The sequence below is a fragment of the Photorhabdus caribbeanensis genome (genome assembly GCF_018448885.1).
GTDB lineage: Bacteria > Pseudomonadota > Gammaproteobacteria > Enterobacterales > Enterobacteriaceae > Photorhabdus > Photorhabdus caribbeanensis.
In genome coordinates this window covers 47324-66986 of the sequence record NZ_RCWB01000026.1, presented here as the reverse complement: position 1 = coordinate 66986, position 19663 = coordinate 47324, and the positions used below count along the sequence as shown (strand labels likewise).

Annotated in this window: 6 protein-coding genes; 1 reads left to right on the top strand and 5 read right to left on the bottom strand. The window is 42.4% G+C overall.

From position 1 onward, the window contains the following. Positions 1-34 precede the first annotated feature (34 nt). Together EAE90_RS16440 and EAE90_RS16435 are read right to left on the bottom strand one after the other, a co-directional pair. Positions 35-6940 carry a Tc toxin subunit A-related protein gene (locus tag EAE90_RS16440; RefSeq protein WP_214054381.1) on the bottom strand — a complete coding sequence of 2302 codons (6906 nt, stop codon included), beginning with the start codon at positions 6938-6940 and terminating at the stop codon, positions 35-37. A 510-nt stretch (positions 6941-7450) separates the two neighbouring features. Next, positions 7451-14095 (bottom strand): Tc toxin subunit A-related protein, encoded by a 6645-nt coding sequence (locus EAE90_RS16435; protein WP_246550853.1) that lies wholly within the window; start codon positions 14093-14095, stop codon positions 7451-7453. Positions 14096-15061: 966 nt separating this feature from the next. On the opposite strand from EAE90_RS16435, the gene EAE90_RS16430 reads away from it, so the two are divergent. Continuing rightward, positions 15062-15781, top strand: coding sequence for a class I SAM-dependent methyltransferase (locus tag EAE90_RS16430; protein ID WP_214054380.1), 720 nt, complete (start codon positions 15062-15064; stop codon positions 15779-15781). Between the two features lie 138 nt (positions 15782-15919). Here the strand turns inward: EAE90_RS16430 and EAE90_RS16425 are convergent, their stop codons facing one another. Genes EAE90_RS16425 through EAE90_RS16415 form a run of 3 tightly spaced genes read right to left on the bottom strand, consistent with a single transcriptional unit; the run spans position 15920 to position 19623 of the window. Beyond that, positions 15920-17065: a DUF3396 domain-containing protein gene (locus EAE90_RS16425; protein ID WP_214054387.1), complete on the bottom strand. Its 1146-nt coding sequence runs from the start codon at positions 17063-17065 to the stop codon at positions 15920-15922. A gap of 37 nt (positions 17066-17102) precedes the next feature. Then, positions 17103-18248, bottom strand: coding sequence for a type VI immunity family protein (locus EAE90_RS16420; RefSeq protein ID WP_214054379.1), 1146 nt, complete (start codon positions 18246-18248; stop codon positions 17103-17105). Positions 18249-18264: 16 nt separating this feature from the next. Continuing rightward, on the bottom strand, positions 18265-19623 hold the full coding sequence (locus tag EAE90_RS16415) for a VRR-NUC domain-containing protein (protein ID WP_214054378.1): 1359 nt from the start codon (positions 19621-19623) through the stop codon (positions 18265-18267). Between the last annotated feature and the right edge of the window lie 40 nt (positions 19624-19663).

Sequence of the window (19663 nt, the reverse complement as noted above, 5' to 3'; positions counted from 1 at the left end):
CTTGGGGGCCTGTTTTAGCACTTAATTGAAATCGTTATTGGCGAATGGTGTAGCGAATATGCAGAATGATGTCGTTCAGACTCTCCAGCATGGCTTTTTGTTTTCCGGTTGCGTTCGGGAAGCTTAATGTCAACGTACCTCTATCGATTTCGATTCCTTCAAACGGCAGGAATTTGCCATCGTTGAAATCCAACTGGAACTGACCGCTGTCATTCATCCCATGAGAAACCGCCAATGATTTGCAACTTTCAGCCAATCCAGAGGCTCTTCCGCTGTAAGACAGAATTGCTTGTACATCCTGATAGGGTCCTAATAGCGCTGGCAGGGTGACACTGATCTGTTTAATTCGGCGAACGTTACCGACTCCACTGCCTTCTGGATAATCATCACGGATTTTCAAGTCAGCTAACGAAATAGACGCTTGCAGAGAAGTTTGGGCATTTCCTGTACCAAATTTCAGGGTATTACTTCTTCTACCGGCAGTACCTGATTTATTCTTCACCAGTTCTGCAATTTTCTCAGTCAGGGAAAATTGGCCTTTCTCTTTATAGAGATCTGCCAGTGAAATGGTACGTTCTACCTCCAGTACGCGTTGTTCCTGTTTCAGGTGGGCATCTTCCATTTGTGCCAGATTCAGCATTAAGGTTTCACCCGCCAGCAAACCAGCATAGGTTCCCTGCCAGACGCCGGGTTTGATAAAGCTTGCCGTAGTGTCATTAGTCTCCCAACGATAGGCCATTTCGGCCATCAAACAACGCGTTACTGTTAAGTCGTAGAACTGGAAGTAAATGGCGGCCAGTCGGCCACGCAGCCAGTTGTACAATGCCTGATTGCTGAACTTATGTTGCAGGAACAGCTGTTGCGCCTGGGTTTGTTCCTGTTGAGTTTTCAGGCTGGTTTTCTGCAACACCGCGGCTTGGCGACGTACGACTAATGATTGAAGCTGAGCATCAATTTGTTTCAGTTCTGCCTCGGCGTTATTACGCTGGATTTCCCATTCCTGACGACGCCGACGGTAGGATTCAGACTGGCTAATTTTATCCGCTTCGGTGTTCATGACATTGGCGGAGAATTCCATGACATTACCCGTGGCTTGGGCGATCGCCCCCCAATGGCTGCCGCCATCAGCGAAGCCGAAGATGTTGGGAGCCAAATCAAGCGCTGCACCCGCCAGATGTGATGCCTGGAGGGCGGTGGAGAGGCCAGCGACGGAAGCACGCAACGCCATCGCCTGTTTTTCGCCCGCATTGATGTCTTCATCGTAGAATTTACTGTAGCTATCAAAACGCGATTGAGCTCCGGCGCGGGTTTTTTCTAGTACAGTTTTTTCAGCATCCAGCTCTTCAATGGTTTTGTCCTGTATGCTGAGATTGGTCAATATCAGTTCCGCTGCCTGATTCTGCAACAGCGTGTTTAATGCCTCCGCATCCTGACGTTCGATAATATTTTGTAACGTGGAACCGAATTGGGTTAGCTGGCTGACCATATTGCGGGCATTTTCCAGCATATGTGGGAAACGCCACACCGATATAAATGATTCTGACGGAAGATTGCTGCCGCCTTGTGAGCTGGCGACAGCGGCGCTGAGCAACGCTTTTGGATCTGCCGGTGTTGCGAAAATCGGCAAGTGTAAAGGTTGACCATCAATGGAGAGGTTATGGCGCAGGTTATACAACCGTTGTTCCAGTTTCTGCCAATAGCTCAGCATCACTTCGTTGACCTGCGGCAGGAAAAGATCTGTGTTGCTTCCATTTGTAGACTGGCCTTGTCGTAAATCTGCTATTGCTTTGGCATGTGCCTGTTGTTTTTCAAGATCTGCGGCCTCTTTTAGATCTGGATCGTCCCATGTTGAGCTAAGTGATAGATGAGGTTTATCGCCCAATAGATGCAGTGCTTGCATATACCACATTTTGGCTTCGGCGAGTGTGTCCCGTTCCAATTGGCGGTAGGCGTAATCTCCCTGTTCGATCAACAGATCGAGGGTGCGCATAAAGGTGGCGACTTTGTAGTGCATTGGATCATGTTGAGCTATGGCATCAGGATCAAATGTATCCAACGGATCATTGTTCCAACTAGTATCCTCTTGTAATGGGCGGACATTCCAGCGGTAATGCTGCTTTTGACCATTGACAATATGACCAGATGGGTTCCAGACATATTTTAGCCAACGGTTAGCCTCATCGAAGTTTTGCTCGTGAAGTAGACGTTGAGCGATCAACATCGGGGTATAGTAGAACAGTTCCCAGAAGTAGAGGCTGTTGGCGCCGTTGAAGTCCATTGGTTCCATCGCATTAGGGGAATTTTCTGTTAATTTAGGTTCCTGAATATTCTGAGTTTCCATGCTCAAAATAGTGTCGATCCCCGCGTTGGCGCGGCTAATTAATTTACGGGCAAACAGCGTATTAAGGCGAGTGCGATAGTTTCCCCATTGCATATATTGTGCCCCGCTAGGATCGCTATGAAGGGATAGGACATTATCAGTTTCCGCCTTTTTGATAATACGAATACTAAAATGCTCTTTGCCCAGATTACGTTGTTCTTTACCACTTTCAAATGCATCGGCAGATGCTGTAAAGGTGATATCAATACTTGCCTCATTATTTTTAAAGACTAGCGTGGAGACGTCTATTTCTTTGAGGCCATTAAACTGGTAACACATTTCTTCGAAGTTGAGTGGTGGTTTAACTGAAACTTTGTCGTTCGCTGTATATGGTTCACTGTTTAATGTTCCATCCTCTCTCACTGTTTTTACTGTGATTTTAACGTTTGCAGGCTGAATATTTGTATTAATAAACATTGGCCCCGAAACATCAGTATCAATACCACCGTGGTCATCCATATAGAAATATTGTTTAAATGGATCTACGGTATTAAGAGAATTTGTAATATAACCATCGTTACCATTGATATTACCACCATTGTTGGCGGTAGATATCTCTTTTGAGCCAGAGGGAAGGTTAGGGAACCAGGCTCTTACAAAGTTAGTGGCACTATCCCGATAAAACAGTAACCTCCCCTTTTCTGGGGTGTCCCCATATTGATAAACAGGGTAGATGAATTTTTTATTTGATAAGTTATTCGGGTTAATACCTAGAGTGGTATAAATAATAAATTTATCACCGAGCTTGCCGTATTTCTTCATCAGATTGCATTGATTACGTTGTCGACCTTCATATCCATTATGAATAATTCTTAACTTTGGTGAGATTTGGATTTTTGAACCATTTAATTGGGGGCGGTTAATGAGAATACTCCCGCCGTATACCATACTCAGGTAGCCCTCTCCCCAATCATAACCATTATTATTGTTTACTGATGAAGGGATTTCGTAGCTTTCTGCATAGCGGTTATTGATTCTTATAACACTATTGGTTTCAGTGCGGGTATCAAGCTGTTTATAGATATTAGTTTTATAATTATCAGGCACCATATCTTCTTGTGACATATTAGAGGAAATATATAACCCTTGCATGGTGGCCAATTGGTAATCTGCCTGTTTAGACCGTTTTTGATAAAATATCACTAGCAACTTATCTTTGCCTTGATAACTTGCACAATATAGCCCTAACACTTTATTCGCTTCTAGATTTAGAGCAGATATTTTGCTATCTACATCAAAAGTGATTGGTGTATTCCAGGTGCCGTCATAACGAATATGTGCCAATTTCAGTTCATAATGATAGTTTGTGGTCGTTTTGTTTCCTTGTTTGACAGTTTCTTCTGTTACTCGATTAGTTACCTTTTTCTGTTCCAGCCAGGTGATATACAGGCGGGATTGGTAGACTACCGGGCGGATAATATCTTCGTAGGGGTTAATTGGGCAGTCAATTTTGTGCCACTCACTCCAGGCATTAGCGGGGAATTTACCTTTGCTGAATTTATTGTGATCTACATTACGCCAATAATATTGATTCACTTCCGTTTTACTGTGTCCGATAAAATAGGTCAATCCTTGGTCATTATTAATATTGTCATGATAGGCGCTGAGGATTTCCAGATTAGCCACCTGTTCGAATGACGTTAGATAAGATTTAAAGGCATCTTCTACGGTATCGGTATTTAATTGACTCTGGCTGATAGATTGCAGTAACGCATCCATCATTTTTGTCTGGCCGATCCGCAGTGTCGGATCGATGTAATTTTCTGGATAGTAAAGGAGCTTAGCAATACCGACCCAAGTGCTGTAGCGTTTGTTGTATTTATCCCAGTTAGTAAAAAATGAACGGCTAGTGACACTTGTGTCGATATCTCCCTCCATATTTTTCAACGCGCGGTTAATATACAGTTGGATACTGGCGATAGCTTCAGCAATCTCCGTGGTTTTGATGGCGGCGGAAACTTGGTTATCGATCAATAAGTATTGATATAGATCATCACGGTCTTTAATTACTGTATGTTTTCTTTCTTTTTGTAGATCTTTTTGGTTATGAGAATAAATATAGTATGTACTTAACGCAGCACTGCGAGACTCATCCAGAAATGCATGTAGAGCGTTGGTCTTTTGGGTGTCCAGCCCGGCGATTAATATCGTAGCGACGTTTTCCCATTGGATATAGTCAGCGGAAGATTCTGTGTTTAATACTTGCTCTAGTGCGGAAACACCCTGTGGAGAGATGTTCAATTGACGCGAGATGTTAATCCATTGCAATAGGTTGTCGATAGATGGCCAGTTGGATAAATCAGTTTTTGCCTGAGTCTTGGCTTGTGACAGCAGCTTTTCATCGAGATTCATGGCGTTAGCCAATAGCTCCGCCGTTAATGTTCTCTTTGCAAATTCGGTCAGTACAGAAGAGGCGTTTTTACCTAGTGAGTTAACCCAGTCAGCAAAACGCGTTAGTATTATCAGGGAATGATATGTTGGTGCTGTCACCTCTGTCATGCCGAAAAGTTGAGGTTTTGTCACAAACAGACGTAAGGTGTTTTCGTTAAGGCCAGTAGAACGATAAATCAGCGCCAGTTGTGCCAGGCACTGGCAATACTGGACCACGGGTTCTGCTTGTTTTTGGAATTCCGGTTGAGCCGTAACGGGGTTTGTCCGTAACCAGTTCCATAATTTTTCCGCTGTCATTTTTCCTGTGCCGGGTTCTAGTTTATCTGCCCAGGTAAGTATGGAATATGCCGTATGTTCAGACGGTAATTGCAAAGTGGCGGTGATATAAGGGGATATGGCTTTTAATAGATCTTGTTTGTTTTTTACCGTTTTCTTGTCAAAATCTTGCAGACCGTTATATAGAGTATCCAGTAAGTTGTGTACTTCCGGGACCAGGGTTTTGTTATAGTCGGTGGTGGTCATCACAAGTAACTGATATACACTCCACTTCAGTGTACGCAGCCAATGGGTAACGGTATAGAGTTTGCTAATTAGCACCGCTAAATTGTCATGAGTAATCTTAGATAAATCGGTTTTTCCTTCATCGATGGCAACTAGTAGTACCCCTAATTCATCAATAGTTAACTGATGGATATCCGCTAGTAATTTTGTTCGATAGAGATGAGAGAGATTATCTCTATTATTAACCATCGTTTCTCTAGTGTTGTCCCCATAGGTAATCTTTAGTAGTCGATTTAATGAGATATCATTGACGTTGAAAGCACGTTTAAGTACTGCTTTGTGCCAACTGTTAGTACTGCTTAGGTTTAAATTAATCTCTGGAGTACCATTGGTGGAAAAATCCTGACCATTCAGTTTTGGGGAATTAAATAGACGATCAAACTGGCTTGGATGGTCGTCATTGCTATGTTGTGAAATTGGCGCCTTGCTCAGTATTAATGCAGTCTCAGCATCAATACCATAACGTTGCATATAGTATTTAACATGAATAGCTTTTCTTAATACGCCTACATATGTTTCTGGATCGTCATTAAGGCTAAGATTTTCTGGCAGAGCTTTTTGGAGAATATCAGTGGCAATGCTATTCAGGATTGTTGGTGAAAGTTTCGTTGCCCGAGATAGATGAATATCTTTATTGAATTTCAGTAGATAACGTTGGGTCATATCCTCTTTATCATTATTTAGTTCATCTATTTGTTTAATCTTTTTGCTGAAATAATTAAATTCCCTATCGGTCAGGTTATAGTAATTTTTTAGATATGCTGTTTTTGTGATTGAAGGAGAGGGAATATTGCCAAAATTTTCTTTATAAATGTCACTTAACTTCTGTTCATCTCCTACATTGAGATCTTCCTTTAAAATTTCGAATGATTCAGGAGATACAGTAGCATTAATCTCTAACAAATAGGCTTTATGCATCAGCTTAGATATTGTCGTTTCTGGTGATGTACTAACGTGTTCAAATACTGGAGCTTGTAACTGAATAATCTTACGCACACTTTCATAGGCATCGTGATATGGCATTGAACCAAAAGGGTGGAAATTTGATAATATTGCCATTACATCAGTATGTTTTGCCAATTTAAGCTGAATCTTAATGTTTTTCAGTAATATGTTATTAGACAGAGAAAGCGTGGAAATCTCCGTATCCATATTTTTCTGGCTGAGTACCAATGATTTTAGATCTGGGCGGCGCGTATCCAGATGATAAGTGGAACTTTCTGCATGTAAATTTCGTGCCTGACGATAAAGTTCAGTCAGATAAGCCGCAGGAGAAAACATAGAGGAGATGGCATCAGGGGCTGCATATTGACTAGCGCGGTTACTAAATTGACTATTATAACCTTGTTGGTCAGTATGAGGTGTTGTCAGGGCAAGATGGACTGCACTTTGTAATTGAGGATTGGCGCGTTTCAGAATACGGGCTTCATGCAGGCGATTATCCTTTTGCACCTGCTGTGCTTCAAGATATAAGCTCTGGGTCTGTGACCATGAGAGTTTGTCTTTCACTTTTTTGCGAAGTTCGTCAAAAGAGAGATGGCAAATATCGGTTAGATTATTAAAACCTGCTCCTAACGCTTGTTTATATTCGGACTTGAGTGTGTTCATGCTTATTCCTTTTAAATGTTGAGTCAATAAAACATTTATGCTGGTCTGCATATCGTGGAGATAAATAAGGTTATTTATCTCCATCAGAATAAAGGCAGCACATATAACGTCTGATAGCGGTCTGAAATTAGGTTGAAAATAACGGCCAAATAGAAAACACCATTTAACTATCAACTATTTTATAACGTTATTATTTGTTTAAATGGCTGTTGTAATGCAATAACAAAATTTATAATTGCACCATAAGTAATATAATTGATTAACAATAACGAAATGAAATAATTGCCTTTGTTACATATGCATATTATGAAAAAGAAGAGGGTTGATATTTTATAGTAGGCAATGGGACTCACGAGAAAAAGAGATATCTCTGTTTTGACATTCTCTGAAAGACGGGGTTTTACGGCGCATCGGATAACGAGCGCTGAACAGGTGAGAAGGTAGACTATGAGTGTGGTGAAAGGTTCAGGCCCCATTTAGGAGCCTGTTTTTACTATTTGATTAAGATAGTTATTGGCGGATGGTGTAGCGAATATGCAGAATAATATCGCTCAGTGCTTGCAGCATGGTTTGCTGCTTGCCAGTCGCATTCGGGAAATTGAGTGTTAATGTGCCAGTATCGTTAATCGCTATCCCTTCAAACGGCAGGAACTTGCCATTGTTAAAATCTAACTGGAATTGACCACTGTCATTATCCCCATGAGAAATTGCCAGTGATTTACAGCTCTCAGCTAATCCGATCTCACTTCCTCCGTAGGACAGAATGGCTTGTATATCCTGGTATGGCCCTAACAGGGCTGGCAGGGTGACGCTGATCTGTTTAATGCGTCGAATGTTGCCTACGCCGTTGCCTTCTGGGTAGTCATTATGTAGTGACAGACCTGACAGAGAGATTTTGGCGCTGAGTTGGCCGTTTTCTAATGTAACCGGATGATTGTCAATGGGTTCAGTTGTGCTGCCTGCTAGTAGGGCAGAGATGCGTGTTGCCAAATTAAACGATTTTTCTGGCAGTGCTCCATAGAGTTGCGCCAGTGAAATGGTCCGTTCTACTTCCAGAGTGCGTTGATCCCACCTCAAATAGGTATCTTCCATTTGTGCCAGATTCAGCATCAAGGTTTCACCAGCGAGCAGACCGGCGTGGGTTCCCTGCCAGGCGCCGGGTTTGATAAAGCTTGCTGCGGTATCATGAGTCTCCCAACGATAAGCCATTTCTGCCATCAGACAACGTGCTACAGCCAAATCGTAAAATTGGAAGTAAATAGCCGCTAGCCGACCACGTAGCCAGTGGTACAACGCTTGATTACTGAATTTACGTTGCAGGAAAGTCAATTGCGCCTGAGTCTGTTCCTGTTGGGTTTTGAGGCTGGTTTTTTGCAACACCGCAGCTTCACGGCGTACTGACAGCGATTGAAGTTGGGCGTCGATTTGTTTTATCTCTGCTTCGGCATTGTTACGCTGGATTTCCCACTCCTGACGGCGACGGCGATAGGTTTCAGACTGGCTGATTTTAGCCGCTTCGGTGTTCATCACACTTGCGGAGAATTCCATGACATTACCTGTCGCTTCGGCAATTGCCCCCCAACGGCTGCCGCCATCAGCGAAGCCGAAAATATTGGGAGCCAGATCAAGGGCAGCACCTGTCAGACGCGATGTTTGCAAGGCGGTGCTGAGGCCAGCAACGGAGGCATGCAATGCCATCACCCGGTTTTCACCCTCATTGATATTTTCATCGTATAACTTTTTGTAGCTGTCAAAGCGTGATTGCGCCCCGGCTTTGGATTTTTCCAGTACGATTTTTTCCGCATCCAACTCTTCTAGGGTTTTGTCTTGTATGCTGAGGTTGGTTAATATCAGTTCTGCTGCTTGATTCTGTAATAGCGTGTTTAAGGCTTCCGCATCCTGACGTTCGATAATATTTTGTAACGTGGAACCGAATTGAGAGAGCTGGTTGACCATACTACGCGCATTTTCCAGCATCCGTGGGAAGCGCCACAACGACATAAATGGCGTCGGTAGCTGAGTTTCACTTTGAGAAGAGGCTACCGTTGCATTGAGTAATGCTTTTGGATCTGCCGGTGTGGCGTAAACAGATAGATGCAAGGGCTGGCCGTCGATAGAGAGGTTATGGCGCAGGTTATACAGCCGTTGCTCTAGTGTCTGCCAGTAGTTTTGCATCACTTCATTGATCTGTGGCAAGAAAAGATCTGTCGGGTGGTTGTGCCGACTAATATCACCTTGTCGCAGGGCGGCCATTGCTTGGGTGTGTTCTGCTTGTTTTTCCGTTCTGGCGGCATCACCTAAACTTGGCTTACGCCACTCTAAACTTAACGATAAATGAGGTTTATCACCTAATAGATGCAGTGCTTGCATATACCACATCTTAGCTTCGTTAAGCGTATCTCGTTCTAACTGACGATAGGCGTAATCTCCACGTGCCAGCAGTAGATCAAGGGTGCGCGTAAAAGTGACGACTTTATAATGCATTGGATCATATTGTGCTATCGCATCAGGATCGACCGAATCCAGTGGATCATCATTCCAACTGGTCTCTTCCAATAATGGGCGGACATTCCAGTGGCAGTGTTGAGTCTGACCATGTTCAATATATCCCGATGGATTCCAGACATATTTCAGCCAACGGTTAGCTTCATCGAAGTTTTGCTCGTGTAGTAGACGTTGGGCAATCAGCATCGGAGCATAGTAGAACAATTCCCAGAAATAGAGGCTGTTAGCGCCGCTGAAATCCATCGGTTCCGTGTGCTGATCGATAAGAATGGAAACATCAAGAAAACCTTTATATTTCTTAACGATTGTCTCAATATCGTTTATCACGACTTTCTTATTATCTGCATCATTAACCAACATAATTTTCTGGTTAGTCAAATTAAACTTGAATAGGGCTGTTTCCCAGTTTTGTTGATTCTGATAAAACTTACTCTGATATTCTACTGCTATTTCGACGCGTTCTTGTGTATTAGACCAAGGGATAAAAAGAGTGACGCTAGTTTCAGTATCAGTTAGTGTTCCTTTGTGGTATAAGTTCATCAGTTTATTATCATTTCTTATATGAATTTTAAACCAACGTTCGCTGCCATGTACATTTTGGTCATATTTAGGAAGAGTGAGATAAGTAAAAAATCCTTTCCCTAACTGAGGCTCTGGCAATTTCTGCGTCTCGATACTTAAAATAGTATCGATCCCGGTTGTAGCGCGACTAATTAATTTACGGGCAAACAGCGTATTAAGGCGGATACGATAGTCTCCCCACTGCATATATTGCGCCCCGTTGGTATCATGGTGAATGACCAGAATATGATCGTCATTAGTTTTCTCTGATAAAGTGATTCCATACTGATTATTAATCTTTATGCTATGATTAGCCTCAGTACTGATATCAAACTGGTTACGAATGTGAATTATGTCGTCACTAGGATTGAGATCTTCAAATAACATGTTTGAGGAGATACGCAGCCCTTGCATTAGTACTTCTGGTTTTTCTTCTATTTCTATTCTTGTTTTTTTTCTTTCTGTTATTGATATTCCTTTTACATTATATTTTTCTATTAATTTCGCTTTTTTTTCTGCTGTTGTTATTATCTCTATAACTTCTCTTTCATATTCGTCTGTTTTATCTTGTTTGCTATACAATATGACCAGTAATTTATCTTCGCCTTGATAATTTGCACAATAGAGTCTTGGTGGTTGCTTCATCAGCTCCTCTATCTTCTGCTGCATCTGTATCTTCGATTTCTTCTGGCCCTCTATTGTTTCCTTTAGCTCCGTTATTGCTGGTTCCAGTTTCTTCTGCTCTGGTCTCTTCTCCAGTTGTGCCAGATTCTGCTCTAATTGTTGCAATATTTCCTTAAATCTTACCCATTGTTCCTTTAATGACTCAGGGATTAAAACATCAGATACTTTGTCACTGACATCAAAGGTTATTGGTGTATTCCAGGTACCGTCATAACGGATATGTGCTAATTTTAGTTCATAATGATAATCTTCAACGGCTTGATTATGATCTGCTTGTTTAGCAATTTTCTTTTGCTCCAGCCAGATAAGATGCAGGCGGGATTGGAAAATTACCGGGCGAATAGTGCTCTTATAGGGATTCATTGGACAGTCAATTTTGTGCCACTCATTCCAAGCGTTAGCAGGAAATTTACCGTCATTAAATTTATTGTGATCCACGCTACGCCAATAATATTGATTCACTTCTGTTTTACTGTGTCCGATAAAATAGGTTAATCCCTGATTGCTATTGATGTCGTCATGATAGGCGCTGATGATTTCCAGATTAGCCACTTGTTCGAATGACGTCAGATAAGACATAAAGGCGTCTTCTACCGTGTCAGTGTTTAATTGACTCTGGCTGATGGATTGCAGCAACGTATCCATCATGTTTGTTCGCCCGATGCGTATCGTCGGATCGATGTAATTTTCTGGGTAGTAAATGAGTTTAGTCATGCTGGCCCAGGTGCTGTAGCGTTTATTGTACTTATCCCAATCGGTAAAGAATGGTCGGGTGATGACCTGCGAAATCGCGTTTCCCTCCATGTTTTTCATGGCCCGGTTAATATAGAGCTGGATGCTGGTAATTGCTTCTGCGATCGGGGTGGTTTTGATGGCGGCGGAAACTTGGTTATCAATCAATAAGTATTGGTACAAGTCATCACGGTTTTTAATTTCTGCATCTTTATCTTGGTTGGCGATATAGTACGTGCTTAATGCAGCACTGCGAGACTCATCCAGAAAGGTGTGTAGGATATCGGCTTTTGGGGTATCCAATCCGGTGGTTAATATTGCCGCTACCTTTTCCCACTGGCTATAGTCAGTGGAAGATTCTATGTCCAATATTTGCGCCAGTGTAGAAATGTCTTGTGGAGCAATATTCAATTGACGAGCGATATTCACCCATTGTCGGATGGTGCTGAGAGATGTCCAGTTGGAGAAATTAACTTGTGCTTGATTACTGGCTTGCTCCAGTAAATTTTTATCAAGGCTCATGGCATCAGCCAATGGTTTGGCCTCTAACGTTCCCTTTTCAAATTCGGTCAGTATAGAAGAGGCTTTTTCACCAAGGGAGTTAACCCAGTTAGTAAAATCCGTCAGCATTATTAGTGATGATGTATCGTGTGTTGGCGCGGTCCCGACTTTAATGCCAAAGCGTTGTGGTGTTGTGACAAACAGACGTAAAGTGCTTTCGCTAAGGCCGGTGGAACGATAAATCAGTGCTAATTGTGCCAGGCACTGGCAATATTGGGCGGCTTGTTCTTCTGTTACTGCGGTTGATTGCTTTGGATTATGTAAAGCTTGCAACCATTCCCAGAGTTTTTTTGCTGTCATTGCACCAGAACCAGGTTTTAGTTGATCTGCCCAGGTGAGTACATAATAAGCGGTATTTTCAGACGGTAATTGTAGAGCGGCGGCGATATAAGGCGAGATCTTCAACAGGAGATTTGCCTCGTTTTCACGGTTAAAGCCTTGCAAACCATTGTAGACAGCATCTAGCAGGTGCTGGATTTCCGGCGTCAGGGTTTGGTTATAGTCGGTAGTGGTCATCATAAACAACAGGTACATATCCCATTTCTGTGTATGCAGCCATTGGGTAACGCCATAAAGTTTTTCAATCAGAGCAAACAGATTATTATCACTGATCCCAGATAGATTGGTTGATCCTTCACCTATGGCAATTAGCAGTAAATTCAACTCGTTAACAGTTAATTGATGGACATCTGCGAGTAATTTAGTCAGATAGAGATAAGAGATATTAGTTAAGTTATTGATGATTTTTCCATTGTCATTGTCAAGGTGAGTCATCTTTAGTAATTGATGAAGTGAGATATCATCGACATTAAAAGCACGTTTAAGCACTTCTTTTTGCCAGCTATTGGCATTATTTGGGCTTAAATCAATTTCTTCATCATCCCAAACGTGAAAATCCTGGCCATTCAATGGTGGGGCATTAAATAAGCGACTAAATTGATCGGGGCTACGGCTATAGTAGTTTTGTGAAATTGGTGCATTGCACAGTATTAATGCAGTTTCAGCATCAATATTGTAACGTTGCATATAGTATTTAACGCGAAAGGTTTTCTTTAATATTTCTGTATTGATGTCTGGTATATCGCTCAGTTCATCGTATATAGTAGGGGCATATTCTAGGATGACTTCTATAGGTTGGGATATTGCCTGATAAGTTCTACTAGAGGCAATTTTTTTAAGAATTTCTGGTGCCATTTCTGTGGCCCGTGACAGAAGAATAATTTTATTGAGTCTAAGTAGATAATATTGAGCAGGTTGTTGGCTACCATATTCGGAATTCATTTCATCGTATATTCGTTTAATATTTTGCTGATTAATAGACTGATTAATTTCTTCATCAGTTAAATTATAATAACTTTTTAGATATTCTGGTGTTGCTATTAAAGAGGGTTGAATATTGCCAAAGTTTTTTTCATAGAGCCTTTTAATTTCCTCTTCGTCATCGGTGATCTTTTCCGTTAAAATATTAAAGAGTTCTGGAGAGATAGAAATATTAATTCCCAATAGGGCCGTTTGATATTTCAGTTTAGCGATTGTTGTTTCTGGGGCGATATTGAATTGCTCAAATATCGGAGCCTGTAACTGAATAACCTTACGTACATTTTCGTAAGCATCGTGATATGGCAGAGAACCAGAAGAGCGAAAGATTGATAACGTTTTCATCACGTTAGTATGGCCTTCCAGCCCGGTCAGCGTCTTAATTCCTGCCAGAAACACCTTATTAGATAGAGAAAGTGTAGAAACTTCATCATCCATATTTTGCTGACTGAGTGTCAGTGATTTTAAATCAGGGCGGCGTTTATCCAGATGGTAAATGGAATTTTCTGCATGTAAATCTCTTGCCTGCCGATAAAGTTCAGTCAGATATGCCGCAGGAGAGAACATAGAAGCAACTGTGCCGGGGGTGACATATTGGCTGGCGCGGCCACCAAATTTACTGTTATAACCTTGTTGGTCGGCATGGGGGGTGGTTAAGGCAAGATGTACCACATTTTGTAATTGGGGGTTAGCACGTTTGAGGATACTCGCTTCATGCAGTCGGTTAGTTTTTTGTGCCTGTTGTGTCATTTCAGGGTATTCTGACGTGATTGTTTCTGACATGATTGTGTTCATGTTTATTCCTTTTAACTATTTAATAAATAAAACATTTATGCTGCCTTTCATCCATGAATACTTTAATATTCATTAAAATAAAGCAGCAAATATGATGTCTGATAACGGGCTGAAATAGGTTGAAAATAACGGGTAGATAAAACGGTATCATTCTGTCATTAACTATTTCATGACGTTATTATCTATTGTTTCTCTAAATTCCTGTGACAATGCAATAACAAAATTTATAATTACATAAATAATAAATACTTTATTAATGATAAAATTATGAAATAATTGCAATTGTTTTTAATGGTGTTTTATGGAAAGTAAAGTGATTAATATTTTGTGATGAGCGAAGAGAATAATTAGAAAAAACATTATTTCGACTATTTTCTGGCCCCATTTTTGCGTTGTTTTAGGCAATTGCCAGATGGCATTCAGTGAACATTTTTTCTTTTTGGTTATCATTATAGTAATTATTGCGACTATATATTAGTCTGTATAAAGTAGTGATTTTCAATGAAGATAGTTATTGTTTTTTAAATATATTTTTAGAATGATAATATACCCAATTAATTTTAAAGTGCAGGATTCAAGTATATACAAGAAATATCCTGTAAAAAAAGGAATATTGTGATTGGACTCAATGTATAGATAATACTTATATACATATGGTTGTATTTGTGTCATGTTGATGTTGAATTTTTTTCATGATGGAATTCTGGAGGAGTATGATCAATTTAAAGAAAAAGCAATATTGCTAAATATGATTTAGGCATTGCAAAAATCAATTTATTATTTTAGGTCCTGTTAGACCTGTTTATTTAACTCAGTTATGTTTTTTCTTTGCAAAAAACGCCGTAAGCCTTTGTATCTTGAAAATTGATTGCAATATGACTAGGGCGAGCGAGTGCAGCCAACAGATAGGCGACTTGAAAGATAACGGGTTTGGTTATTACTGTATATATGAATATGAGATGACAAATGAATACTGACTGGATGAATGAAGAGGTTTCGAATTTATTCGAACAATATGATAATTATTTGGAGGATAGACTTGGGTACACGCCGTTGATTGAGAACCTTAAGGAGAGCTTGGGGCAAAACATATCGGTTCTTGATTACGGTTGTGGCGGCGGGAAAGTGTCACGTCGGCTAATTGCTGGAGGCATACAGACGGTAACGGGGGTAGATATCTCACAAACTATGGTGGACAAAGCCTCCAGCCACATCAATCGTGGAAATAGCTCTTATCATCAAATCAAAACCGGGGTCCTTGACTTCAAAGATAATACTTTCGACGCAGCCATATGCTGTTATGTGTTCATCGGTAGCAGTAAAAAGTCTGATCTTTTAAAAATCGCCAAGGAAATTCATAGAACATTAAAACCTGGCGGCATTTTTTACGTATTGGATAACAATCCGGATTCTGCGGGGATTAAATTCAGTTCTTTTATGAGCGGCGATCTAAATAAAAAATACAATGATGGAGAGATCAAGCCAGTGTATTTAAATCTGCCAAATGGAACTATTTTTAAGATTTCAGATACGCATTGGCATAAAGATACATATTATAAGATCTTGAACGAGGCCGGGTTCAAAACTATTGAGCTTTTTGAACACAGTGACGTGGATGCTTTAAAAGATACTGGAGATCTACGATGTTACCCACCTTTCGCCATGTTTAAAGCGACTAAATTCTAGATGCTCTATATCTGACCGATGGAATTCCTTGCTTATTATAAAAAATGCCGGTGAGGGATTCCATATGACTAGTTTCGAAGATGAAAAGTAAGCTGATATGAGAGAGTTTCACTGAAAAACTGGCACTCCAGTGAATTCTTATTCCTCGCTGTTTTCCGCTTCCTGTATCAAATGCCATACCGTTGTGCCCGGTTCTGCGCCTTCAATATCAAAAGCCATCGCGCCCTGAGCAAAGAAGTACTGTTTGTCTGGCAGGCTATCGGTTTGCCAGATCCCGCTGACCAGTGCCGGATGGTCGCCTCTCAAAGGGGTTACATGCAGCGGTCCTTGGTCATAACGGGCATACCAGGCTTGTGTGGAAATAGCATCAAAATGACCTTCACCATAAAAGTGCAGGGAATCACCTTCTCCCGGAACAAAACGTATCGGACGTATCAACTGGTTAATGGCAAAGTAACTCTCCGGGACACTGCCCGGTAGTGGCGTTAAGTCAGGGTATTGACCAGCCCGGATCATCAGACCATTGGAGTAAGGGCTGATCACCACATCCGGGTAGCGTGCCAGCGTGCGGCGTATCCAATATTCTCCACCCAGTCGGTTTACAAATCGTTTGGACAGCAGGGTGATCCAGTTAATGCTTCGTATGGAGTGGGCATAATCGTCCAGTGCGGTGTGAACAGTGGAATTGACTTGCAGGGAAGGGTAGCGCAGGGCTAATTGATACTCTAAAGGAAAATAATCATGATAATCTCTAGGTAAGACCAGACAGTAACCACAGTCTCCCCAGTCAGGTTCGAGTTGATCACACAGAAAGTCTAACCATGCCATAAAGCGAGCTATGCCTTCTTGTTCTTTGAGATAATCCCAAGGCAATACCAGATTCAGGTAGGAGCTACTGTTATCACCGCTTATTTCCCTGGAGTCCATATAACGCATCAGATAGAGAGGGGCTTCATAGATATTTTTAGCATCACTGACCACCCAGCTAGAAGGCTGGTTTTTTTGTCGGTTAAGAATGCTCTCTTCGACTTTGGCAATATTTTCCGGTGAATATTTTTTTAGCCCTTCCAGCTCATGACGGTGAAAACGCAGGTGGGTGCTAAATTCTTCACGAAAGCGGCGATAGCAGGCCAGAATGTGCTGTTTTTTCTCCTGAGTGTAGCCTTGTTTAAAAAACAGGGTAATCGAGATACCCAGACGGGAAACGGTTAGCCCATCGCCATTGAGGAAGGTAAACGCGGTCAGTTGTGATTTCAACTGGGCAAAGTCATCTACATTTTCCATCATTTTCTCCGTAAGTTATGAGTCGGTGGATAATCTGTTATTCCCACATATTTGCCGCTTCCCGTACCAGATGCCAGATCGTTGTACCCGTCTCTGCACCTTCAACATCAAAAGCCGTCGCACCCTGAGCAAAGAAGTACTGCTGGCCAGGCAGGCTATCGGTTCGCCAGATCCCGCTGACCAGTGCCGGGTGGTCGCCTCTCAAAGGGGTTACATGCAGCGGTCCCCGGTCATAACGGGCATACCAGGCTTGTGTGGAAATAGCATCAAAATGGCCCTCTCCATAAAAATGCAGTGAATCACCTTCTCCCGGAACAAAACGTATCGGGCGTATCAACTGGTTAATGGCAAAATAACTCTCCGGGACACTGCCCGGTAGTGGCGTTAAGTCAGGGTATTGACCAGCCCGGATCATTAGACCATTGGAGTAAGGGCTGATCACCACATCCGGGTAGCGTGCCAGAGTGCGGCGTATCCAATATTCTCCACCCAGTCGGTTTACAAATCGTTTGGACAGCAGGGTGATCCAATTCATGCTTCGTATGGAATGGGCATAATCGTCCAGTGTGGTGTGAACAGTGGAATTGACTTGCAGGGAAGGGTAGCGCAGGGCCAGTTGGTACTCCAGGGGAAAATAATCATAGTAGTCTTTGGGTAAAACCAGACAGTAACCACAATCTCCCCAGTCAGGTTCAAGCTGTTCACACAGAAAGTCCAGCCATGCCATGAATCGGGTCATGCCCTCTTGTTCCTTTAGATAATCCCAGGGCAATACCAGACTGAGGTAAGAGCTACTGTCGTCTCCATCATCTTCATCGGAATCTAGGTAATGCATCAGATAGTGAGGTGCTTCATAGATATTTTTAGCATCACTAATATCCCAAGTAGAAGGCTGATTTTTTCTCTGATTTAGGATGCCCTCTTCCACTTTGGCAATATTTTCCGGTGAATATTTTTTTAGCCCTTTCAGTGCATGTCGATGAAAACGTAGATGAGTATCAAACTCTTCGCGAAAACGCCGGTAGCAGGACAGAATGCGTTGTTTTTTCTCCTGAGTGTAACCTTGTTTAAAAAACAGGGTAATCGAGAGACCCAGACGAGAAATTGTCAGCCCATCGCCATTGAGGAAGGTAAACGCGGTCAGTTTTGATTTCAACTGGGCAAAGTAATCTACAGTTTCCATATTTTCTCTCCGTTAATTATGAAGCGGTGGTGAATGTCACACTCGCTAATATTGCCAGGACGGCGGCTAACGCAGCGGCGCTAACTGCGGCAGCGGCAGCTAAAATTTCCACCAGTGCAATCAATGCGGCAGCGACGGCGATGGTGACAAGGATAACAACGGCAACACCGGCAATAATCACCACCATTTCCAGCATGCCTTCCCCCACCTCTTTTAATATCTGCATCCAGCTAATGTTTTTTAGCTCTTCCAGGGTGATATCTGAGCCTTTTTGCACAGTCTGCCACCGGGCTTTTATCTCACTCTCCGTCCAGGTCACGATTTTTCCCGTTTGTTCATTAACCCAGGAAAACGCATAGCTGACCTGATGGCTTATCGGGTCAATAATCTCTTTACACACCCACTTGCCGGCTTGATTGAACCATGCTCCAAACTGAGCAAGGAGCTCCCGGGTACTGTCGCGGACATAATTCAACCCGTTTTCGGCCAGACCCGCCACCTCCTGCCCGAGGACAACCCAGTCTTCATAGCTGGGTAAAAACGACCAGCGGGAAGTGCTGAGAAGCGGTGGATTTTTTGTCAGCGGCTGTGGAATGGTCCCCGGCGCACCCTCTGCGGGAGGGGTGGGTAAAGCTTCATCATCAGGAGGCGAACCGGACGGCAGCGGAGCCAGTGGGATCGGATTTTTATAGTGTTGGGAACCGGGTTGATAATGTTTTCGCCACTCTTCATCATACTGTTTTTGCTCTTCTGTGCGGCTATCGTCGATGCGCATTACGCCAAAGCGGTCACGGGTAGCAATTTGAATATAATCTTTTTCTTGATCTCTGCTTAGCTCATCCCCCGGAAATTTCACCTCAATCAACATCTTTAGATTATCAGGGTGCACAGAACCATCGAAGTAGGTAGCATTTCTGCCCGGCCAGCGGAGAGCTTCATTTTTAACCAAAATAATATCGGGGCGGCGAATACGTTTAACCCCAAATTTCTCTGCATCGTCGGCAGAAGGCCGGGCAAACGGATTACTGGATTGCGGTAAGTTATCGCCATAACGCTGCTTAGAGACTTGACTGGTCGCCAGCATGGGTAAAGGAACATCTTTCTTCCCCCGGATAGCAAACACCACTTCTGCTTTATAGGGCCACAGGAAGTCATGTTTAAGTTCCTCAACCTTAATCAACCCACTCATAATGACTTGATTGAGAAAGCGAATAGCGCCCAGTTTGGTGATAATCATTGCTGGCAGGCGCAGGGCATACTCGGCTTTTTCCGCCAGATAACAGGGATCTTCATCGGCGGGAAAGACGCCTATTTCCATCGTACAGGTGATTGATGTGACAGCCGGGCACATCTTGCCGCTGTTGGATATTGCCATACTTATTTCTCCGTAAATTCCATATTTTTCATACCTAACT